The 20,445-nt window shown below is 55.4% G+C and carries 19 protein-coding genes and 2 pseudogenes; 15 read left to right on the top strand and 6 right to left on the bottom strand.

Annotated features, from left to right (window positions below; genetic code table 11):
* The first annotated feature begins 7 nt into the window (after positions 1-7).
* The 10 genes and pseudogenes from DXA70_RS01840 to DXA70_RS01795 form a co-directional block, all read left to right on the top strand.
* On the top strand, positions 8-871 hold the full coding sequence (locus tag DXA70_RS01840) for an MBL fold metallo-hydrolase (RefSeq protein ID WP_128117443.1): 864 nt from the start codon (positions 8-10) through the stop codon (positions 869-871).
* The gene (locus DXA70_RS13975) at positions 868-1,233 is read left to right on the top strand and encodes a hypothetical protein (RefSeq protein ID WP_243000968.1); all 366 of its coding nucleotides are present in this window, start codon (positions 868-870) and stop codon (positions 1,231-1,233) included. The genes DXA70_RS01840 and DXA70_RS13975 overlap by 4 nt, the downstream gene beginning before the upstream one ends.
* Positions 1,233-1,568: an L-2-amino-thiazoline-4-carboxylic acid hydrolase gene (locus DXA70_RS13970; RefSeq protein WP_243000967.1), complete on the top strand. Its 336-nt coding sequence runs from the start codon at positions 1,233-1,235 to the stop codon at positions 1,566-1,568. Before DXA70_RS13975 ends, DXA70_RS13970 begins: the two co-directional genes overlap by 1 nt.
* Positions 1,568-2,053, top strand: a complete 486-nt coding sequence (locus DXA70_RS01830; RefSeq protein ID WP_128117442.1) for a hypothetical protein — start codon at positions 1,568-1,570, stop codon at positions 2,051-2,053. The genes DXA70_RS13970 and DXA70_RS01830 overlap by 1 nt, the downstream gene beginning before the upstream one ends.
* 102 nt (positions 2,054-2,155) lie before the next feature.
* On the top strand, positions 2,156-3,082 hold the full coding sequence (locus tag DXA70_RS01820; protein ID WP_128117441.1) for a 2-dehydropantoate 2-reductase N-terminal domain-containing protein: 927 nt from the start codon (positions 2,156-2,158) through the stop codon (positions 3,080-3,082).
* Positions 3,079-3,711, top strand: coding sequence for an L-2-amino-thiazoline-4-carboxylic acid hydrolase (locus tag DXA70_RS01815; RefSeq protein WP_128117440.1), 633 nt, complete (start codon positions 3,079-3,081; stop codon positions 3,709-3,711). Before DXA70_RS01820 ends, DXA70_RS01815 begins: the two co-directional genes overlap by 4 nt.
* A 6-nt stretch (positions 3,712-3,717) precedes the next feature.
* A complete protein-coding gene (locus DXA70_RS01810) occupies positions 3,718-4,323 on the top strand; it encodes an L-2-amino-thiazoline-4-carboxylic acid hydrolase (protein ID WP_128117439.1) in 606 nt (201 codons plus the stop codon).
* A gap of 77 nt (positions 4,324-4,400) precedes the next feature.
* A complete protein-coding gene (locus DXA70_RS01805) occupies positions 4,401-4,895 on the top strand; it encodes an ABC transporter permease (RefSeq protein WP_112092004.1) in 495 nt (164 codons plus the stop codon).
* A 129-nt stretch (positions 4,896-5,024) separates the two neighbouring features.
* Positions 5,025-5,310: pseudogene (locus tag DXA70_RS01800) on the top strand (ABC transporter ATP-binding protein); the annotation flags it as partial.
* A 130-nt stretch (positions 5,311-5,440) separates the two neighbouring features.
* A pseudogene (locus DXA70_RS01795) lies at positions 5,441-6,175 on the top strand (recombinase family protein); the annotation flags it as partial.
* A gap of 187 nt (positions 6,176-6,362) precedes the next feature.
* Here DXA70_RS01795 and DXA70_RS01785 read toward each other — a convergent pair.
* From DXA70_RS01785 to DXA70_RS01765, 5 genes are read right to left on the bottom strand one after another with little or no spacing between them, the layout of a single operon-like run.
* On the bottom strand, positions 6,363-8,192 hold the full coding sequence (locus DXA70_RS01785) for an amylosucrase (protein ID WP_128117437.1): 1,830 nt from the start codon (positions 8,190-8,192) through the stop codon (positions 6,363-6,365).
* Between the two features lie 3 nt (positions 8,193-8,195).
* The gene (locus tag DXA70_RS01780) at positions 8,196-9,128 is read right to left on the bottom strand and encodes a carbohydrate kinase (protein ID WP_128117436.1); all 933 of its coding nucleotides are present in this window, start codon (positions 9,126-9,128) and stop codon (positions 8,196-8,198) included.
* 36 nt (positions 9,129-9,164) lie between these two features.
* Complete coding sequence (locus DXA70_RS01775) at positions 9,165-9,782, bottom strand: hypothetical protein (RefSeq protein WP_128117435.1); 618 nt, start codon at positions 9,780-9,782, stop codon at positions 9,165-9,167.
* Positions 9,769-10,419 (bottom strand): DUF624 domain-containing protein, encoded by a 651-nt coding sequence (locus tag DXA70_RS01770; protein WP_097781455.1) that lies wholly within the window; start codon positions 10,417-10,419, stop codon positions 9,769-9,771. Before DXA70_RS01770 ends, DXA70_RS01775 begins: the two co-directional genes overlap by 14 nt.
* Positions 10,420-10,436: 17 nt before the next feature.
* Positions 10,437-11,492, bottom strand: coding sequence for a LacI family DNA-binding transcriptional regulator (locus tag DXA70_RS01765; protein ID WP_128117434.1), 1,056 nt, complete (start codon positions 11,490-11,492; stop codon positions 10,437-10,439).
* A 333-nt stretch (positions 11,493-11,825) separates the two neighbouring features.
* On the opposite strand from DXA70_RS01765, the gene DXA70_RS01760 reads away from it, so the two are divergent.
* The 4 genes from DXA70_RS01760 to DXA70_RS01745 all read left to right on the top strand — a co-directional run bounded on the left by DXA70_RS01760 (position 11,826) and on the right by DXA70_RS01745 (position 16,942).
* Positions 11,826-12,773: an ABC transporter permease subunit gene (locus tag DXA70_RS01760; RefSeq protein WP_112114530.1), complete on the top strand. Its 948-nt coding sequence runs from the start codon at positions 11,826-11,828 to the stop codon at positions 12,771-12,773.
* A 13-nt stretch (positions 12,774-12,786) separates the two neighbouring features.
* Positions 12,787-13,692 (top strand): carbohydrate ABC transporter permease, encoded by a 906-nt coding sequence (locus tag DXA70_RS01755; RefSeq protein ID WP_173012883.1) that lies wholly within the window; start codon positions 12,787-12,789, stop codon positions 13,690-13,692.
* 76 nt (positions 13,693-13,768) lie between these two features.
* Complete coding sequence (locus DXA70_RS01750) at positions 13,769-15,442, top strand: extracellular solute-binding protein (protein ID WP_128117433.1); 1,674 nt, start codon at positions 13,769-13,771, stop codon at positions 15,440-15,442.
* A gap of 24 nt (positions 15,443-15,466) precedes the next feature.
* Entirely contained in the window at positions 15,467-16,942 is a 1,476-nt protein-coding gene (locus tag DXA70_RS01745) for a glycoside hydrolase family 32 protein (protein WP_128117432.1), read from the top strand.
* Positions 16,943-17,167: 225 nt separating this feature from the next.
* On the opposite strand, the gene DXA70_RS01740 is transcribed toward DXA70_RS01745, so the two are convergent.
* Positions 17,168-19,429 (bottom strand): glycogen/starch/alpha-glucan phosphorylase, encoded by a 2,262-nt coding sequence (locus DXA70_RS01740; protein ID WP_128117431.1) that lies wholly within the window; start codon positions 19,427-19,429, stop codon positions 17,168-17,170.
* 129 nt (positions 19,430-19,558) lie between these two features.
* Between DXA70_RS01740 and DXA70_RS01735 the strand changes: the two genes are divergently transcribed.
* Positions 19,559-20,416: an AraC family transcriptional regulator gene (locus DXA70_RS01735; RefSeq protein ID WP_128117430.1), complete on the top strand. Its 858-nt coding sequence runs from the start codon at positions 19,559-19,561 to the stop codon at positions 20,414-20,416.
* Positions 20,417-20,445 lie beyond the last annotated feature (29 nt).

Raw genomic sequence — 20,445 nt, 5'->3', positions numbered from 1 at the left:
TGCGATCATGTCGAAAAAGGCAACGGAATTTCAAAGAAAAGCAATGAGCTGGATGTACCGGGGCAAGGAAATCTTCAAGCCTTTGAACACCGGCTGGATCGACGAGAATGTTGCCTGCGTGCGCGAATGGGTGGCGAACATCTTCTTCTACCGCAAAGGCGATACGACCATTATGGTCGATGCGGGATATAACTACGACCGCCTTGCCGAAAAAATGAGCTGGCTTGGGATTGATCCGAAGTCGATACACCATATCCTTATCACCCATCAGGACACCGACCATGTGGGTGCGGTGGAAGCAGACGGTCCGGGGCTGTTCCGGAATGCGAAGCTGTACATCGGCGAGATCGAGAACCGGTATCTCACCGGCGAGGAGCGGCGAAAAGTCATCTGTCATCTCTATAAATTGCCGCGGGTCACGATCAACAACGAAAAGGTACTGCTGCACGATGGGCAGGTACTTGACATTGACGGCGTCAGGATCGAGTGTTTTCTGGTTCCCGGTCATACATGGGGACATATGGTCTACCTCATTGACGATAAGTACCTTTTTATCGGCGACACACTGTGGTTTGGTGCGGACGGCGGTTACAGCTTCATTTCCTCGCTGGCGGAGGACAATAAGCTGGCTGTGCAGTCACTGGCGGAGCTGGAGCGGAAACTGCGCGCACGTGGGCTGCATCCATATTTCATCACCGGTCACACGGGATGGACGGACAATTTTGCCTTTGCGTTTGCCCACAAAGACAAGCGCTGTTCACCATTCAAAAAACGAGTACACGACCCATCGGCACCCTATGATGCCTACGACGAATCGGACGACACCGAAGAAAATGCAAAGAGCGGTTTTCTGAAAGGCGTGGGAAGATGAAGGACAGCGAATTACAAATTGACCGTAGCTGCCATGTGCTGTATTCCACGCCCTGCAAAAAAGAAATTTTGGCGAAAATCGCTCTGCACTATCCGGGGGCGGAGCGCGAAGTGATATGGGAGCAGGTGCAGCTGAAATACGCAGAGCTTCTTTCCGACTGGCGCACCGATTTGGGCGGCAGGAAGAATTTTCACAACGGCATGGGCGGAACCTACGACTGCATCGCCATCATGTGCTTTTACGATGTGTGCCGGGATGTGGTCACATTCCGCGAAATGGAAGAGATCGAAGAAAATCTGATACTGCCGTCCTTCCGGAGCTGCGCTTCGTTGACATCAACAAGCCATTCTGGAAAAAGCTGATGTATCGGGCGTTCAGCACCACCCAAAAGCACTGTGACACATGGCATGATTACGAGATGGATGTTGCGCCTTACGAAAACGGCAAGCCCATCTATTATGAATTTACGGCGTGTCCGGCGGCGGAATTTGCCAAGCGGTTCGGATTTACGGACATTATGCCTGCCCTGTGCAATGTGGACTATGCATCCATGGAACTGCTCCATGCCAAGCTCGTGCGGACGACCACCTGCGTGGACGGCTGCCGATGCGACTATACCATCTGCGGCGATAAGGATCCATACGTAAAGGAACATCCCGAATACCGGGATGAAAACGGATACAGGAGGAATAAGTAATGCTTTTACAGGTGATTCTGGAAGGTCTTGGGCTGGGAATCCTGTTGGTTCTCGTCTGCGCTGCGGGCATCCGCAAAGGGGCTGTTGGGATGGTGCATCTTTACAGCCCGGCGGTGCAGCAGCGGTGCGTGAAGCTGGGACTTACAACACACGAGAAAATAAAGCGAAATGCTTTGATTTTCAAAGCGGTATGCGTCCCCGGCTATATCGGCTATGTGCTGGTCTGTGTCTATGGGATAAACGGTGCAAAGGGCTTTGTTCAGGGTTTCTGGCAGTTGCTCGTTATCTTGTCTGTTATGAATCTCATGGACCGCCTGTTGGTTGACGGCTATTGGGTGGGGCACACGAACGCATGGACGATCCCCGGAACGGAGGATCTGAAGCCCTACATTACTGCAAAAGACAAGCAGAAAAAGTGGCTTTTCGGTACGGTAGGTATGGCAGCCATAGCGGCGGCGCTGGCGACAATGATGACAGTACAGTGATCGGAAAGACCTTTCCGTCAGCGGCTTTTTCCGATTTCTCGCCAAGGTCGGGGACAACGGGATGAAAATGCAGATCGTGAAGATCGGATTTGGAGGCAAGCTATGAAAATTCTGGTATATGGTGCAGGCGTTCTGGGGTGCAATCTGGCAAGAAATCTGCTGCGCGCCGGAAAGGATGTCACTCTGCTTGCGCGGGGAAACTGGGCTGCGGAGATCAAGCAGAACGGCCTGCGGATCAAGGACAAATTTTCGCTCCGCACCTCGGTCAGCCGCATTCCGGTGGTGACGGAGCTTGCGCCGGATGCAAAGTACGATGTGATCTTTGTGGTCCTGCGCTATACACAGCTGGATTCCGTTCTGGACATGCTGCGGGCGAACCGGACGAAGAACATCGTTTTTGTGGGGAACAATGTGCAGGCGAGGGCACTGGCGGCGGCGCTGCCGGGGAAGAACGTCCTGTTTGCCTTTGCGCTTTCTGCGGGGCATCGGGAGGCTGACCGGGTGGTCTCCATCGACCTAAAAAAGATCACCATTGGGCAGCTGACGGGTGCAACCTCCAATAAACAGTTGATTGGGCGTATCTTCTATGGCACGAAATATAAGGTCGTCTACGAGCCGAACATGGAGGACTATCTGCTCTGCCATGCCGCGTTTGTGATGCCTGCGGCCTTTGCCTGCTATAAGACAGACGGCGACCTGAAAAAGCTCAGGGGAGATACTGCATACCTGAACCGTCTGCTGGATGCTAACATCGAGGGATACCGCGCCATCAGAAATGCCGGGCACGCCATTCTGCCCAAGGAGGATGCGGACTTTGAAGGGGAAAAGTACCGCAAGACCTGCCTGCGCTTTTTCAAGCTGATGTGTGCCACCTCGCTGGGGAAGCTCTGCGCCTCCGACCATGCCATGAACGTCATCGACGAAATGAGTGCGCTGAACCGGGATCTCAAGAAATTTTTCGATGAACATGGCGCAGCCTACCCGGTATGGCAGGCACTGGAAGCGGAAGCCGGGAGGTATCTGCAATGAAGTACACCGGAATGCCCTTTGGGATGTGGGCGCTGTTTGCCGGCTCCTTTCAAAAGCAGCTGACCACTGTGCTGGGCTATGATGCAGCTACCGCAAAAGCCATCACGAAAAAGGCAAAGCCGCAATACCGGCAGATCATCCGCAGGCTGCCGGAGTTTGAAAAAGCGGACCGCTTCAAGATGAACATCGTCAACTGCGCCATGGTCGGCGCGTTCATTCTCTCCATGCCGCAGCGCCCGGAGGTGGACAGGCTGACGGATTACTATGCAAGATCCATGATGACAAAGCCCATGCAGTGGTTCTGCCGCAAAAGCGGAAAAAGCAAGTTTACCGCAAAGGACATTGCCGCTATGAAGGCAACCGCCACTCTGAAAGCCGCCGACCGCAACCCCTACTCGTGGAACATGGAGTTTTACGAATACCCGGATGGCAGCGGCTACGAGGGACGCTTTACCAAGTGCGGCATCTGTGTGCTGATGAAGGAGCTGGGTCTGTACGACCTGACCCCCGCCCTGTGCCGTCTGGACTACACAATGAGCGAAGCGGGCGGCGTGACCGACTTTGTGCGGCAGTACACCCTTGCCTCCGGTGGGTCCTACTGCGACTGCGGGTACAAAAAGAAAGGGTAACGGACGATGAAGAGGAAGAAAACCTATCTTTCCCGTGATTTCCGGGAGACTGCGGCACAACGTTTTCCTGAGCAGGCAAAGCAGCTGAACGCCGCTTTTGATATGCGCCTGAATGCGCTGCTGGCTGAAAATGCGGGTGCAAGCAAGGAAAAGCAATACCACCTCAAGCGGCAGATCTTGCCGGGCATTTCGGCCTACGAGACCTTGCAGCGGGTCATGCCGAAAGAGGAGGCACTGCAAACCGTTCACGGCTATGTGGAGCGCTTGGCGAGAACGAGCCACAAACAGCTTGCCGCCCTGCTGCACATACCGGGGCTTTATCGCCTTGTTCCCGGCGTTTTCGTCAAATCCACCCGGAGCATTTTCGGCCCGGCGGCGGGCTTTGCCCCAAAAGAACTGCAGACCGGCAGCGGCGTCTGGCGTGTGGATATGATGAAGTGTCCCTATCACGACACCTGCACAGAATACGGATGCCCGGAGCTGTGCCGCTGCTTTTGCGACAGTGATGACATCAGCTACACCGGTCTTCATCCGAAGCTCATTTGGCACCGAACAAAAACGCTGGGGCGCGGAAATGACCGCTGCGATTTCTGCATGAAGGTCAAAAAATAGCGGGGAGGCAGATTGGTATGAAAAGCGTTCGTCAGGAGCGGAGATGGTCGGCAAATGGAATGGGAGCGTAGATATATATGAAAATCATGATCGCCGCTGTATTTTATTTTCTGTATTGGGGCGTATGCTTTCTCGGAACAGGCACGGACAGGAAAAATCTCATCGGATTGCGTTCCTATCCCGATGAGGTTCAGACCCGTGTGCAAAGCGACCCTCAGCTTGGGCAAGCAGTTCCGAAGGCAAAATCCACCGCTGCCATTTTGCTCAGTAATCTTCTTTTGTTTACAGTGGTGTTTTCCGTTTTGGGGCTTGCGTTGAAAAGTGTGCTGGGTCTAAACAATTACCTGTCAGCATTTTGGTACTTCCTTGCATTCGGCGAGGGATTGGGCCTGTTCGATCTCCTTGTGATCGATCTGCTCTGGTGGCGCAGTACAAAACGCATCCGTTTCTCGTTTTTGCCGGAGAAGAAATACTATCAGGATCCGAAAAAGCATATCGAATCGTTTTTGCACGGAATGCCGCTGTTTGCCGCGATCGCCGCGCTGACAGCCCTGATCGTTACCGTACTTTGAAACAATACATGGGAGATGCTCCTCGCTGTATGGCCTCATCAAATACCCCGACGCGGGAATGCAATGATCTGCCATATTTGCGGACGTGAAGGAGAGAAAGTAAAGTCGAAATGAAAATTACGGTTCTTACTGCGCTCATGGTATTTCTGGCATCATCCTGCTGGACGAGGCCACCGCCAGCTTGGATGTGGAAAACGAAACTGCCATTCAGGAAGCACTGTCACGACTTATCAAGGATAAAACGGTTCTCATTATTGCTCACCGAATGCGCACCGTAGCCGGTGCGGATCAGGTGGTGGTGCTGTCGGGCGGCATCGTGGCCGAGCAGGACAGCCCGGCAGAGCTGTACGCCCGGAAGGGACTGTATGCCCACATGGTGGATCTGCAGTCGGCATGCCAGAACTGGACAATCTGAGAATGAGGGCGGCTTTTATTTGGGAAAAAGTCTTGCATTCAGTTAAAAACTGTGGTATATACATTATACGAAACACTGCTTTGAAAGAACGCTCCACCGTTCAATGACGTGTAAATGGGAGGTGCTTGCCGTGACCGCCGTGATCTATGCCCGCTATTCTACTGACAGTCAGCGTGAAGAATCCATTGAAGGTCAGATCCGGGAATGCACCGCCTATGCGGAGAAGAACGGCTTTACGGTGGTCAAACACTACATCGATCGTGCCGTTTCTGCAAAAACGGACAACCGCCCGCAGTTCCAGCAGATGATCAAGGACAGTGAGCGTGGCATTTTTGACATCATCATTGTCTGGAAGCTCGACCGCTTTGCCCGGAACCGCTACGACAGTGCCCGGTACAAGACTCAGCTGAAGCGAAACGGCGTGAAACTGGTGTCGGCAACGGAAGTCATTTCGGCTGGCCCGGAGGGTATTATTCTGGAGTCGGTGCTGGAGGGCTATGCCGAATATTACTCGGCTGACCTGTCCGAAAAGGTCGTGCGTGGCATGACCGAAAATGCTCTCAAGGGTATTTATAATGGCGGCACGATTCCGTTCGGATACATGATCGATGAGACCCGGCATTACCAGCCAGACCCGCTGCTGGCTCCGTATGTGGAGCAGACGTTCCAGAAGTATGTGGACGGTGCGACCATGACTGACCTGCGGGATTGGTTGAAGGCGCACAACATCAAAAATTCGATGGGCGGAGAGATGTCCTATAACACAATTCAGCGGATGCTGAGTAATCGCCGGTACATCGGCGAATTGCGTTTGCGGGATGTGGTACAGCCTAATGCGATCCCGGCATTGGTATCAGGTGAACTTGTCGGGGGAAGGCCCCTCCATCTTGCTACGCAAGACCGTTCTGTCGCTTAAAAGCCCCACTGGGGCTTTCATTGCTCCGCTGCGCTGCGCAAACGCGAACTTTTGAAAACACGCTACTTTCGGCAGTGTGCAAGAAAACACGCTGAAAACTTTGGCAAAAAGAGAGAGCCAGATGGGCTCGTTTTGCTTATTTGTTTTTTACCAACAGCGCCTGATAGGGTTCCAGTTCCACATCCGCCAGCCAGACGGAAGTGCCCTCCGGGGTGTGATACTCACCGCCCAGAGCGTCCAGACTGGCCCCTGCCGGGTACTCGGTAAAGTTGAACAGTCCCACCAGCGTTTCCTCGCCGCGCTTGCGCACCAGTGCCAGCACGCCGGGGTTATGGCTGTCCCATGTGGTCACCCACGCATCCGGGCTGAAGCACTCGTCTGCACGCATTTTGCGCAGTTCTTCCATGCCCTGCCACAGCTGGTTTTGCAGTGTGCCCTTTCGGGTGCGCTGCTTTGCGTCCTCCCAGTTGAATTTGCTGCGGTGCAGGTTACGGCTGTCCTCCACACGGTCAGGGTCGTTTTTGTAGTCCCAGCCATTAAGCTGTGCAATTTCGTCCCCGCAGTTCAGCATGGGAAAGCCCTGCAAGAATGCCATGGCAGTGTGCAGCAGCAGGTCGCGCTTCACCGCATAGTCCAGTGCGGTTTTATCGTCCTTTTCCAGTGCCTGTTCGATACCGCACAGGCTGGCAGTGGTGCCGCAGCTCCGGGCATCGCCGGTGGCAGGGTCGTAATTGTACAGCTCGCCCTTTGCCCAGCTTCCGGGGAAATTGCCCTCGTAGAAGTGGTACAGATATTCCTTGTGTTTCTGCGGGTCAATGCCCAGTCGCTTCTCCACGGCCTCGTCCAGACCCCAGCCGATATCATCGTGGCAGCGCAGATAGTTCACGAACCAGCAGTTGTCCGGCAGGGCGTGCAGAGCATCCAACTGCGCTTTCAGCAGCCGTGTGTCCCGGCTTGCCAGTGCGCTCCACAGGTTGACCATGGTGGACACGTTGTAGAGCATGTGGCATTCCGGCTTTTCCGGGGTGCCGAAGTAAGCAGCCAGCTCCTTGGGTGCCATGACCACCTCGCCCTTGAGGATGACCGCCGGGCAGACACATTCCAGCACCATCCGGAGCATCCGCACGATGGTGTGCACCTGGGGCAGATTGCGGCAGGTGGTGCCCAGCTGCTTCCAGATGTAGGGCACGGCGTCAATACGGAACACTTCCACGCCGAGGTTTGCCAGATGCAGGATGCTCTTGGTCATGTCCACGAACACCGCCGGGTTGGCATAGTTCAGATCCCACTGGTAGTCGTGGAAGGTGGTCAGCACCCACTTGTGCATCTCCTCGCACCATGTAAAGTTGCCGGGGGCGGTGTTGGGGAACACCTGCGGCACGGTCTGCTCGTACTGGTCGGGGATGGTGCGGTCATCATAGAGGTGGTAATAGGCCTGAAACCACGGGTCGCCAGCTTTTGCCGCCATGGCCCAGCGGTGGGTGCTGGCGGTGTGGTTCATGACGAAATCCAGACACAGGCTGATGCCGGCTTTCCGCAGCTCCCGGGTCAGGTTTTCGAGGTCTTTATTCGTGCCAAGGGCAGGGTCTACGGTGTCGAAATCCTCCACCGCATAGCCGCCGTCGTTGTGGGGGTGGGGCATCTGCAGCAGGGGCATCAGGTGCAGATAGGTCAGCTTCTGCTCTTTCAGGTAGGGCAGCTTCTTGGCCAGTTCTTTCAAATTTCCGGCAAAGAGGTCAGTGTACATGGTCATGCCGAACATATTGCCACGCTTGTACCAGTCCGGGTCGGCAGAGCGTGCCTTGTCCAGTGCTTTCAGCTCGGCGCTGCGGGCATTCCACGCCTGTTCCATTTCGGCTTCCAGCGTGTGCAGGGCTTCACGGTCGCGGTACAGCTCCATGAAGAGCCATTCTAGTTCATCCTTGTGCTTGGCAAACCGGGACTCAAATTCCTGTTTTGCTGCCATAGGTCAGCCCTCCACTTCTGCAAGGGTGGGCATGGCGGGGATCGCGCCGTGGCGGCTGGTGGTGATGCTGGCCGCTTTGTTGGCAAAGGCAAGAATGCCTTCCAGCTTGTCCACCGTCAGGGTGTCCAGCTCCTCCTTGCAGAGTTTGGACAGTGCCGCCCCAAAGAAGGTATCCCCTGCGCCGTTGGTGTCGCCCACCTTGCAGGGAACGCCTGCCACATGACCAGTTTTCTCCCCAAAGCGGTAGAATACGCCGTTTGCACCCAAGGTGACAAAAATCAGTCGGATGCCGTTCTGTGCCAGCTGTGCCGTGCCGCTCTCGCAGTCGGTGGTGCCGGTGAGCAGGGGAAGTTCTTCATCGGACACTTTCAAGATATCCACCAGCGGCAGGGGAGCCTTCATCTGGGCAATGGCATCCTCTTTGTTCTTCCAGAGGTTGGCACGGTAATTGGGGTCATAAGTGATGACAGCACCCAGCTTTTTGGCGCGGGCGGCAGCATCCAGCGTGGCGGTGCGGGAAGGGTCGGCGGTCAGGCTGACCGAGCCGAAATGCACGATCTTTGCCGCTTTGAGAGTTTCTTCCGGGATGTCCTCTTTGCTCAGCATCACATCGGCATTGGCACTGCGGTAAAAGCTGAAATCCCGCTCACCGGTGGCATCCACTGACACGACTGCCATGGTGGTGGGATGGTCTGCATCCACCGCCATGCCGGAAACATCCACCTTGTTTTCTGCCAGAACCTCTTTCAGGTAGCGGCCAAAGGCATCCGCACCCACCTTGCCGATAAAGGCGGTCTGTGCGCCCAGTCTGGAAGCAGCCACAGCCAGATTGGCCGGTGCGCCGCCGGGGTTTGCGGCAAACTGAGGAATGCCGCGTTCATCCTTGCCGGTCTGGGTCAGGTCGATCAAAACTTCACCAATCGTTACAATGTCCATGATACTTCTCCTTATTCTTGATGTGAAACCCAACGATCACCGCTGGAACAGATAATGAATGTAAGCGGCTGCACGCTCCGGGTGCGGTGCATTCTGCACCACCCCAAGATAGACCTTGCCAGAAAAACCTGCCTGCCTGACAAACGGCGTGTCCGAAATATCCAGCACGGTCCCACCGGCGTTCAAACCCGACAGTGCATGGAAAGATGCATCCAGTGTCCGCAGATCGAGAAAATAATCATCTGCCAACAGTCGATCCCGTGCATATTCGTCCATCAGAACAACATCTAACCGCTGGGCACTGACTGCACCCAGCAGCTTTATCTCCGAAGCATATACATACTGCTCCTCTGCGTGTTCGCTTTCGCTGAGCAGCAAGCCGGACAGCAGATCGACCTGTTGCTTTTTGGTCAGACCCTGCGCCTCGGCAAAGCCGGTGGTAAGCTGTTCCGTCAGATCAGACCCGGCAGTGATGTTTACCAGACCAAGGTAAAGCACATCCTCTTTTTTCGTCACATGGCGGTAGGCTGCATACCCGAGGATATAGACGACGATGAGCACGATCGCAATGGGCAGCTTGTAATATGCCCAGATGTGCTCCCACTTTTTGCGCCCATGGAGGGAGCGGAGCGTATCCCGGTCAGTTTTTGTCATGGTCGTATTCCTCGTGTACTGCATCAGGGTCTCCACCGATCAGATAGAGGATCCGAAGCATCAGAAAGGAGCAGAGCATGGCGCAGAAACCCATGCCCAGCAGGAATGCGGGCGTGAACACAAACACGATGACGTACCCCATGATGCCATAGATCGCCGCCATCAGCAGGGTGCAAAACAGATACCGGACACCCACGAGAAACGCTGTTTTCAGGATGCCGAAGGTGGTGTTTTCAAACCGTGCCAGCAGAGGAAAGGCATACAGCAGAACGATGCCGTACAGAACTGCCGCACCAATAAGCACTGCCGTGAGCAGCGTCCAGAAAATGTTTTCGCTCCACATTCGGCGCAGCACAAAGCCATCCGCAGCCAGGAAACTGCCGACTGCCAGCAGGATAAGCCAGAGTTTTGTGGCGGGCTTAAAATTTTCCCGGAACGCCTTAAAAAACATCCGGGTCAGACCATCGTCCCGATCTTCCGCCATTTTGAGCGTGACGTAGAACAATGCGGTCGTAGAAGCCCCGATGGTAACGATGGGCAGGCTGCACACGAGCCATAAGATGTTCAGGTAAGCACTGTAAGTCAATTTCGTCAGCACAGCAAACAACGGCTTGTCCGTATTGCACAGGTCACGCATGGGGGTTCTCCTTTCGCTCAATCTCCTGTGGATTCGCGCAGGATCAGGTTGGTTTCCGTATAGACGGTGCGATAGTTCAGCGATGGCTCTTCGATGCGGGTCATAAGCAGATTGGCAGCGGTGTAGCCCATGATCTGTCCATGGATATGGATCGAAGTCAGACGGGGGGCAAAGTAGGAAGCCTCCTGACTATCATCGAAGCCGCAGACCCAGATATCATCGGGAACCGAATACCCCAGCTCATTCAATGCCTTGACCAGATCCATGGCAACAAAGTCATTGGCGCAGACAAAGGCATCCGGCATCGTTTTGAACCGACGGATGGTTTCGTACAGGGATACCGGATAGTTCTGCTGTCCAGATGGCATCGCACAGGTGCTCAGGCCTTCTGTCAGACCAAAGTGCTCCACTGCATCCTTATAAGCCATATAACGCTCAAAGAAGGACTGACAGTGGTTTTTATCCCCCGCAAAGCTGATGCGTTTTTTGCCGCGCTGGACCATGTGGGCCACCGCATTCTGGATCTCCATGCGGTTTTCCATATAAAGGCGGTCAGCTTTCAGAGGAGGGCGCATCTCCATCACAGGGGTGTCTACAAACAGCAGCGGAACATCCAGATCGCACAGCATCTGTGCGTAGTCATAGTCGAATACTTCAAAGCAGATGATGCCGGCTGTGCGCTGGATGTTGAGCGAAGATGGAAGTTTTTTCTCTTTCAGCTCTATGGGAGAAATGCGATGAATGGTCATGCCGCTGTGCAGATGGTCGATTTCCGACTGGAAACGATCCAGCATCATGGAGGAAAAGTGAGAGTTGCTCAGAAACCGGGTCGTCAGCATGGCGATCTCCCGTTTGTCACTCGGCAGAATGAAAGGCTCTGCTGCTTTTGCAGCGTCTTCCTGAAACAGCGGCAGATAGGCGAACTGCTTATAGCCCATTTCGGCGGCTTTGCGCAGGATCTTCTCCCGTGTGGCATCTGCCAGCACACCGGTGTTGTTGATGGCCTTTGAAACTGTGTTGCGGGAAAGCTGCAGCTCGTTTGCAATATCCTGAATGGTGACTTTGGTTGCCATAAGTCATCCTCTTTCTTTTATAGATAAAGTCTGGCGACGGATCTTATTCTTTATGACTCCAGTATAGTGCAAATGCACAAATTAGTCAAATGCAAAAATGCAAATCATCATTTTGCATATTTACGCACTTTCGAATTTGTGCATCTGTACAAATCCACAATAATTTTTGATGTATACCATGAATTATCGTTGACATTCGCCTTCATGCGTGGTATAAATGAATTACAGAGTTTTACATTTGCACAATCGAAGCGATGAAAACGTAAAATTCAAAGGTGCAAATGTAAAACACAAATCAAACGGCAAGCAAATCAAAAAGGAGGAGAATGATTCATGAAAGCAAAGACGGCCTCGCCGGAAACGGCTGTGCTGACAGCAGAACGCAAGCTGCACAACACATGGGTCTACATCAAACGGCATTGGCAGCTTTACCTGTTGTTCCTGCTGCCTGCCGTGGTGCTGACGCTGGTGTTCAAGTACGCTCCCATGGGCGGTGTGCTGATCGCGTTCCAGAAGTACAATCCTTTCAAGGGCATCTGGGGCAGCGAGTGGGTAGGCTTCAAAAACTTTACCCGCTTCATGTCCTCGCCGGACTTCCAGCGCTATCTGATCAACACCCTGAAGCTGAGCGTCTACGGTCTGCTGTGGGGCTTCCCGATCCCCATCCTGCTGGCATTCCTGCTCAACCGTATCGAGAGCAAGAAGATCAAGCAGAAGGTGCAGCTGGTGCTGTATATGCCCAACTTCATCTCGGTCATCGTGCTGTGCGGTATCGTCCGGGTGCTGCTGAGTGTCACCGGCCCGGTGAACGGCCTGCTTCACACCAGCATCAACTTCATGACGCTGCCGGAAGCGTTCCGCCCCATCTACATCATCAGCGGCATCTGGCAGGGTGCCGGCTGGGCATCCATCATGTACACCGCATCCCTTTCTAACGCCAGCAAAGATCTGAAGGAAGCTGCGATGATCGACGGCGCAAACCTGATCCAGCAGATCATGACGGTGGAGTGGCCCGCCATTAAGGATATGGTCGTGATTCAGTTCATCCTGCAGGCAGGCAACATCATGAGCATCGGTTTTGAAAAAGCCTATGCCCTGCAAACCGACCTGAACCTGAACACTGCCGAGATCATTGCAACGTACGTTTATAAAAAGGGCCTGTTGGACGGCGATTACAGCTTTTCTACGGCAGTTGGTCTGTTCAACACCGTTGTCAACGTCATTCTGCTGATCGCAGTGAACAAGGTCGTTGCCAAAATGAACGATGGCAAGGGCTTGTAAGGAGGGGTTTACCATGGCAAAACAGAAAAAATCAAAAATGGCCCTCTACACCAGACAAGATAAGATCATCCTGTACTGCGGCTACGCACTTCTGGGCTTGTTCCTGCTGGCGATCATCGTTCCGATGATCTACATCGTCATCGCGTCCTTTATGGACCCGGTCACTCTGCAAAACAAGGGCATCTCCTTTGATTTCAGCAAGTGGAGTCTGGATGCTTACCAGCGTGTCGTTTCGGACAAGCAGATCTGGGTCGGCTTCAGGAACGCAGTACTTTACTCGATCATCTTCACCATCATCTCGGTAGCTGTGACGATGCTTGCCGCTTATCCCATGTCGCTGCCGGACTTCAAAGGCAAAAAGATCTTCAACACCTTGTTTGTGATCACGATGTTTTTCAGCGGCGGTCTGATCCCCACCTACCTGCTCATCAACAATCTGGGTCTGCTGGATTCCATGTGGGCGGTCATTCTGCCGGGAGCATTCAGCGTGTGGAACATGATCATTGCCCGTACCTATTATCAAGGCATCCCGCGTGAGCTGCGCGAAGCTGCGGATGTGGATGGAGCCAGCGAGATGCTTTACTTCTTCAAGATCCTGCTGCCCGTCTGTATGCCGGTGGTGGCAGTTCTGGCCCTGTGGCAGTTCGTGGCAATGTGGAACAGCTACTTTGACGCCATGATCTACCTGAACAGCGCATCGAAGCAGCCGCTGCAGCTGGTGCTGCGTTCCATCCTGATCCAGAGCCAGCCGGAATCCGGCATGATCGCGGATATCCAGAGTACTGCCGAACGTGCGAAGATGGCAGAGCTGCTCAAATATGCAACCATTATTATTTCCAGTCTGCCGCTGCTGGTGATGTATCCCTTCTTCCAGAAGTATTTTGATGCTGGCATCATGGCTGGTTCCATTAAAGGCTGAGGATATTCCAGAATTTTATAAGCAGGTACGCTCATCTGTTACACGAAAAAAGAAACATGAAAAAGGAGAAAATACCATGAAAAAGCTGATCTCTCGCCGCAACTTCCTCAAGGTCTGCGCTCTGGCAGGTTCTGCCGCTGCTCTGTCCGCCTGTGGCGGCGGCAAATCCACCGGCAGCAGCAATTCCGCTGCCGCAGCTGTGGACGTGACCGGTGCCGTTACATTTCCGCTGTCCGAAAAGGTCACCTTTACCGGTATGACCAGCTTCCCTGTGGGTAGCGAACCCGAGCCGAACAACCGCACCATCTTCAAGCGTCTGGAAGAGCAGACCAATGTGCACATCGACTGGACCGCCATCCAGTCCGACCAGTGGAGCGATAAGATCACCCTGAATATGTCCAACCCCAACACCCTGACGGATTTCGTTTTTACTGCTGATTTTACCGACAGCAATCTGCTGCGCTACGCAGATCAGGGCGTCATCCTCAATCTGGAAGATTACATTGACAACAATATGCCCAATCTCCAGAAGGTCTTTGAGAAGTACCCGGAGTACCGCACCATGTGCACCGACAGCGAGGGCCATATCTGGGCACTGCCCTGGATCGAGCAGCTTGGCTCCGAAAAGACCGCCATCCAGACCATTGGCAACATGAGCTTCATCAATACCAAGTGGCTGAACTTCCTCGGTCTGTCGATGCCCACCACAGTGGACGAGTTTGAGCAGGTGCTGATGGCATTCCGTGATAACGCCGCTTCGATCAAGGCCGAGTATGGCATTGACGGCGACATCATCCCCATGTCCTGCATCGTCAACAACGGCGATCAGGACCCCAGCATCCTCATCAATGGCTTTGGCGAAGGCTACGGCGACGCTGACAAGGATCGCCATATCGCCGTTACCAACGACCGGAAAGTCATCTGTGCCGCCACCCAGCAGGGCTACCGTGATGGTCTGGACTGGCTGCACAAGCTGTATGCCGAGAAGCTCATTGACCCGGAGTGCTTCACGCAGGAGTGGTCCACCTATGTTTCCAAGGGCAAGGCTGGCCGCTATGGTGTCTGCTTCAGCTGGGATGTTGCCAACATTGACAACCTGACCGACTGGGAGCCGCTGCCTGCCCTGACCGCCGATACCCGGAATATCACTCCGCAGAACGGCTCTTTCACCAGCGGCTTTGCCCGCGGCAGATGCGTTGTCACCGCAAAGGCGGCTAATCCTGCACTGGTTTGTGCATGGCTGGATCAGATGTACGCCCCCCTCCAGTCTCCGCAGAACAACTGGGGTACTTACGGCGATGCGGAAGGCTTTAACATTTTTGAACTGTCCACCAACGATAAGGGCGAGCCCATGCTGAAGCACGCTCCTCTGGGCGATGCTTCTCCCGTGGAAGTCCGTGAAGCGCAGTGTGTCAGTGGACCTCTGGCGGTTCTGGATGATTACTATGGTGTATACGTTACCTGCCCGGACGATGCACAGTACCGTCTGGACTGGATCAAGGAGATCTACACCCCGGATATGAACAACGATTATGTCTATCCCAATGTCTTTATGAGCAACGAGGACACCGAGCAGGTCTCTAACCTGCAGGCAGATCTGCAGACCTACATGAATACGCAGAAGGCGAACTGGATCATGAACGGCACTACGGATGCAGAGTGGAACGAATATCTGAGCAAGCTGGAAGCCTACGGCCTGTCCGACTATCTGGGCATTATGCAGAAATATCTGGATGCTTACTACGCATAAGAATTCTTTCCTTTGGAGGATTCCATGAACGATCTGACTTTACAAAAAGCCCGCGCCTACGAGGCCGAACACGGAGCAGCGATCTCCCCGGCGGAACGCCCTGCCTACCACATGACTCCTTATGTGGGCTGGCTCAACGACCCCAACGGCTTCTCTTATTATAAGGGGAAGTATCACCAGTTCTATCAGTATAACCCCTACGATGTGCGGTGGGCGCCCATGCACTGGGGCCACGCCGTCAGCACCGACCTGCTGCACTGGGAGTATCTGCCTTGTGCGCTTGCCCCGGATTCCCCGGCGGATAACGGCCCCGGCTGCTTCTCCGGCTCTGCCACCGAGATGGACGACGGCAGGCAGCTGCTGATGTACACCAGCGTGGTGGCAGAAAAGCAGCCCAATGGGGAGATGCGGGACATCCAGACCCAGAGCATTGCCATTGGTGACGGTCTCAACTACGAAAAGCCTGCCTGCAACCCGGTGCTGACCCAGAAAGACCTGCCGGAGGGCTTCAGCAAGTTCGACTTCCGGGACCCCAAGATCTGGCGTGAGGCCGACGGCACTTACTCCGCCGTCACCGTCTGCCAGGCCGAGGACGGCAGCGGCGCAGCGGCACTGTTCCAGAGCAAGGACGGCTTCGACTGGCACTTTGTCACGGTGCTGGAACGCTGCAACAATCAGTACGGCAAAATGTGGGAGTGCCCGGATTTCTTCCCACTGGACGGCAAACAGATCCTGATGCTCGGCCCCATGGAGATGCTGCCCAAGGGCGAGTTCCACAATGGTCACAATGTGATCGCCTTCATCGGCAGCTACGACGAAGCCACCCACACTTTCACGAAAGAAAATGTGCAGCTGATGGACGGCGGCATCGACTTCTACGCCACCCAGACCACCCTTGCCCCGGATGGCCGCCGGATCATGACCGCATGGCTGCAGACCTGGTCGGACACCGAGGATAAGCCCAAGGGCTGCAAGTGGTTCGGGCAGACCATCTGCCCCCGAGAGCTGCATATCAAGGACGGACGCATTGTTCAGGCCCCGGTGCGGGAGCTGGACGCCGTCCACGGCAAGCGCACTTTCCACGAAAATGTGACGGTGCAAAGCGAAACTTCTCTGGAAGGCATCAAGGGCCGTGTGGCGGACCTGACCGTTACGGTGCAGCCCGGCGAATACCGTTCCTTTACCCTGAAGCTGGCTGCTGACGCAGACCATCACACCAGCCTGACCTACGACCCCTACACCTCGCAGCTGACGCTGGATCGCAGCTATGCCGGTTCCCGTGCCGACATCGTGCATACCCGCAGCTGCAAGGTACGCAGCCAGAACGGTGCGCTCAAGCTCCGCATCCTGCTGGATAAAAACAGCATCGAAGTTTTTGTCAACGATGGCGAGCAGACCATGACCGTATGGATCTACACCCCTCAGTCTGCCGACGGCATCACCTTTGCTGCCGATGGAAAAGCAACTGTTACGGTGGAACAGTTTGAGCTGGATCTGTAACCTGATATCCCCTTCATTTCTCCTTCATTGAATACAGCCCCACTTTGGCTTCTCCTTCGCCAAGGTGGGGCTGTGTTTGTTATGTCATTACTCTTCCAGTCTGCCGTGGTCGCAACCAAGCGAGAGATCATGCACAACAGGGCGTTCCCCGTCGGGAACGCCCTGCTTCTCTTTTCTGGGGGCATGATGAGCCTGCTCCGACTGCCATAGGAAAGCTTGCGTAAACTATTCGCCCAGATGCCAGATGTCGCGGTTGTACTCGGCAATGGTGCGGTCGGAGGAGAACATGCCCGCTTTGGCAATGTTCACAAGGCACTTGCGCCGCCAGCCCATGGGGTCGCAGGCGTAATCGCAGAGGGCCTGCCCCTTGCGCACGACGTATGCGTTGAAGTCCGGCAGGGTCTGGAACCAGTCCTTATGGATCAGTTCGTCGTGCAGGCGGGTCAGGTTCTCGGCATGACCCGCAGCCAGCATCTCCGGCCCGGTGAGGAAGCGGATGGCACGGCGGATGTTGGCATCGCCCTCCACCCACTGGGCCGGATCGTAGTCGCCGACGGCATAGCGATGGATGACCTGATCGGAGGTCTGGCCGAAGATATAGATGTTCTCTTCCCCCACCTGCTGGCTGATCTCCACATTGGCACCGTCCATGGTGCCCAGGGTCAGTGCACCGTTCAGCATGAACTTCATGTTGCCGGTGCCGGAAGCCTCCTTGGAGGCAAGGCTGATCTGCTCGGACAGGTCGCAGGCCGGGATGAGCTTTTCGGCAGCGGTGACGTTGTAATTTTCCACAAAGACCACCTGCAGCCACCGAGACACCTCCGGGTCTGCGGCGATGACCTTAGACAGGGTCAGCAGGGCATGGATGATGTCCTTTGCGATGGTATAGGCTGGGGCCGCCTTGGCCCCAAAGATGCTCACCAGCGGGACGGCAGGCAGATGCCCTGCCTTGATCTCGTGGTACTGATGGATGAGGTACAGCAGATTCAGCTGCTGGCGTTTATACTCGTGCAGACGCTTGGACTGGATATCGAACACGGCATGGGGGTTCACCGTTACTTTCTGGGTGCGCAGCAGCCACTCCGCCAAGGCCGCCTTGTTGGCTTTTTTCACGGCGGTCAGTTCGTTCAGCACGGTCTCGTCGTCGGCAAACGCCAGCAGCTTTTCCAGCTCGGCCGCGTCCTTGCGGAAACCGGAGCCGATGTGCTGCTCCAGCGTGGCGGTCAGGCGCGGGTCGCACTCCAGCAGCCAGCGGCGGAAAGTGATGCCGTTGGTCTTGTTGTTGAACTTTTCCGGGTACAGCTCATAGAAGCCGTGCAGCTCGGAATTTTTCAAGATCTCGGTGTGCAGCGCCGCCACGCCGTTGGTGGAGTGGGTGAAGTGGATATCCATGTGGGCCATGTGCACCCGGTCGTCTTTGTCGATGATGGCAAGGCTCTCCTCCTTGGTGCGGGTGCGGGCCAGTGCATCCAGCTTTTCGATAATGGGCATCAGCTGGGGAACAACGGCATCCAGATAGGCGCGGGGCCACTTTTCCAGCGCTTCGGCCAGAATGGTGTGGTTGGTATAGGCGCAGGTCCTGGTGACGATCTCCACAGCTTCCTCAAATTCGATGCCCTTTTCGCCCAGCAGGCGGATCAGCTCCGGGATGACCATGCTGGGGTGGGTGTCGTTGATCTGGATGGCGGCATAGTCGGCCAGATCGTGGTAATCGCAGCCCCGGGCGGCACACTCGGCCAGAATGAGCTGAGCACCGGCAGAGACCATCAGGTACTGCTGGTACACCCGCAGGCGGCGGCCTGCCTCATCGGAATCGTCCGGGTAGAGGAAGAGGGTCAGGTTCTTGTCGATGGCGGTCTTGTCGAAGGCAATGCCGTCATGGACGATACGCTCGTCAATGGTGTCAAGGTCAAACAGGTTCAGGGTGTTGGTGCGGCCCTCGTAGCCGGTAACGGCCAGCTTGTACAGCCGGGCGGTGTACTCTTTGCCTGCCAGCTCCACCGGGTAGGTGATGTCGGTCTTTTCCGCCCAGCTGTGGGCGGTGAGCCACGGGTCGGGCTTTTCGTTCTGCACGCCGTCCTCAAAGGACTGGCGGAACAGGCCAAAGTGATATCGCAGGCCCACGCCGTCGCCGGGCAGATTCAGCGTTGCCAGAGAGTCGAGGAAGCAGGCCGCCAGACGGCCCAGACCGCCGTTGCCCAGAGAGGGTTCCGGCTCCACCTCTTCGATATCGGAAAGGCTCTTGCCGGCGGCAGCCAGTGCATCGCGGGCTTCATCGTACAGCCCCAGATTGATGAGGTTGTTGGACAGCAGCTTGCCGATGAGAAATTCGGCGCTGATATAGTACAGCTTGCGTCCAGTGACCGGCTGCACATGGTCGGCGCTCTTCTGCCGCACAAGCTCCAGTAGTGCCAGATACAGCTCCTGATCGGTGCAGTCCACCAGTGGCTTGCCCGTGAGACTCTGTAACATTTCGGTAAAGCTCATAAATGCATCCTCCTTTGCTACGGAAAACAGGTTTGACATCTGTACTTCCAAATATACCACATAAAACAATCAAAATCTTGCCTAAAAAGTGCAAACTGTGGTACAATCCTATCATCAGGAGGTGAGACGATGCAAAATCAGGCATCTTTGCAGGAAACCAAGCAGCACGGTGCCGTGCGTTTCCCCTTTAATCTGTATCCCTGCGCCATTCCGGGGGATTTTCCACAGGTAGCGCTCCACTGGCAGGAGAGCATGGAGCTGGTCTTTGTCAAGCGGGGCATAGGACTGGTGCAGGTGGGCGCTGTGACCTGCCCGGCCCGCATGGGGGACATCTTCATTTTTACGCCCGGCACCCTCCACGCCCTGCGGCAGGCCGAGGGGCAGTGCATGGAATACGAAAATATCATCTTCGCGCTGGAGCTTCTGGGCGGCGCGGAAGACCTTTGCGCCGAGAAGTATCTGCTGCCGCTCCAAAGCGGGCGCTTGTCGCTGCAGGCACGTCTGACCCCGAACGACTTGTGCTACCTTCCGGCTGCTGCCTGCCTGCGGGAGGTGGAGGAAGCCAACCGCGCCAAGCTCCCCGGCTACGAGCTGCTGGTCAAGGGGGCGCTGCTGCGCTTCCTTTCCCTGCTCATTGCGCAGGGAAAGCAGCAGCTCCCCGCGGAAACAGCCGACACCCAGCGGCTGAAAGCCGTTCTGCAATGGCTCTCGGCCCATTATGCCGAGGTGCTCCGGGTCGCCGATGCCGCCGGGGTCTGCTCTTTCAGCGCCAGCCATTTCATGCGCTGGTTCCGGCAGATGACCGGGCAGAGCTTCGTTGCCTTTCTGAACGAATACCGCCTGAATGCCGCCGCCGAGGCGCTGCAGACCACGGACGAGACCGTCCTGACCATCGCCTCCCGGTGCGGATTCGAAAATCTCTCCTATTTCAACCGGGAGTTCAAGGCGCACTTCGGCATGACCCCGCGGGAATACCGAAAAAAATAAACAAAACGAGGCCGTTTCCGCTGCTCTGG

Source organism: Faecalibacterium sp. OF04-11AC (assembly GCF_003460645.1).
Lineage (GTDB): Bacteria > Bacillota > Clostridia > Oscillospirales > Ruminococcaceae > Faecalibacterium > Faecalibacterium prausnitzii_I.
The sequence above is the reverse complement of the archived record's forward strand: the minus strand, read 5'-3'. Positions and strand labels throughout refer to the sequence as shown.

Excerpts from the sequence above, each read along its gene's own strand:
- DXA70_RS01840 (WP_128117443.1), top strand. The coding sequence starts at position 8 with ATGTCGAAAAAGGCAACGGAATTTCAAAGAAAAGCAATGAGCTGGATG.
- DXA70_RS13975 (WP_243000968.1), top strand. The coding sequence starts at position 868 with ATGAAGGACAGCGAATTACAAATTGACCGTAGCTGCCATGTGCTGTAT.
- DXA70_RS13970 (WP_243000967.1), top strand. The coding sequence starts at position 1,233 with ATGTATCGGGCGTTCAGCACCACCCAAAAGCACTGTGACACATGGCAT.
- DXA70_RS01830 (WP_128117442.1), top strand. The coding sequence starts at position 1,568 with ATGCTTTTACAGGTGATTCTGGAAGGTCTTGGGCTGGGAATCCTGTTG.
- DXA70_RS01820 (WP_128117441.1), top strand. The coding sequence starts at position 2,156 with ATGAAAATTCTGGTATATGGTGCAGGCGTTCTGGGGTGCAATCTGGCA.
- DXA70_RS01815 (WP_128117440.1), top strand. The coding sequence starts at position 3,079 with ATGAAGTACACCGGAATGCCCTTTGGGATGTGGGCGCTGTTTGCCGGC.
- DXA70_RS01810 (WP_128117439.1), top strand. The coding sequence starts at position 3,718 with ATGAAGAGGAAGAAAACCTATCTTTCCCGTGATTTCCGGGAGACTGCG.
- DXA70_RS01805 (WP_112092004.1), top strand. The coding sequence starts at position 4,401 with ATGAAAATCATGATCGCCGCTGTATTTTATTTTCTGTATTGGGGCGTA.
- DXA70_RS01785 (WP_128117437.1), bottom strand. The coding sequence starts at position 8,192 with ATGGCAGCAAAACAGGAATTTGAGTCCCGGTTTGCCAAGCACAAGGAT.
- DXA70_RS01780 (WP_128117436.1), bottom strand. The coding sequence starts at position 9,128 with ATGGACATTGTAACGATTGGTGAAGTTTTGATCGACCTGACCCAGACC.
- DXA70_RS01775 (WP_128117435.1), bottom strand. The coding sequence starts at position 9,782 with ATGACAAAAACTGACCGGGATACGCTCCGCTCCCTCCATGGGCGCAAA.
- DXA70_RS01770 (WP_097781455.1), bottom strand. The coding sequence starts at position 10,419 with ATGCGTGACCTGTGCAATACGGACAAGCCGTTGTTTGCTGTGCTGACG.
- DXA70_RS01765 (WP_128117434.1), bottom strand. The coding sequence starts at position 11,492 with ATGGCAACCAAAGTCACCATTCAGGATATTGCAAACGAGCTGCAGCTT.
- DXA70_RS01760 (WP_112114530.1), top strand. The coding sequence starts at position 11,826 with ATGAAAGCAAAGACGGCCTCGCCGGAAACGGCTGTGCTGACAGCAGAA.
- DXA70_RS01755 (WP_173012883.1), top strand. The coding sequence starts at position 12,787 with ATGGCAAAACAGAAAAAATCAAAAATGGCCCTCTACACCAGACAAGAT.
- DXA70_RS01750 (WP_128117433.1), top strand. The coding sequence starts at position 13,769 with ATGAAAAAGCTGATCTCTCGCCGCAACTTCCTCAAGGTCTGCGCTCTG.
- DXA70_RS01745 (WP_128117432.1), top strand. The coding sequence starts at position 15,467 with ATGAACGATCTGACTTTACAAAAAGCCCGCGCCTACGAGGCCGAACAC.
- DXA70_RS01740 (WP_128117431.1), bottom strand. The coding sequence starts at position 19,429 with ATGAGCTTTACCGAAATGTTACAGAGTCTCACGGGCAAGCCACTGGTG.
- DXA70_RS01735 (WP_128117430.1), top strand. The coding sequence starts at position 19,559 with ATGCAAAATCAGGCATCTTTGCAGGAAACCAAGCAGCACGGTGCCGTG.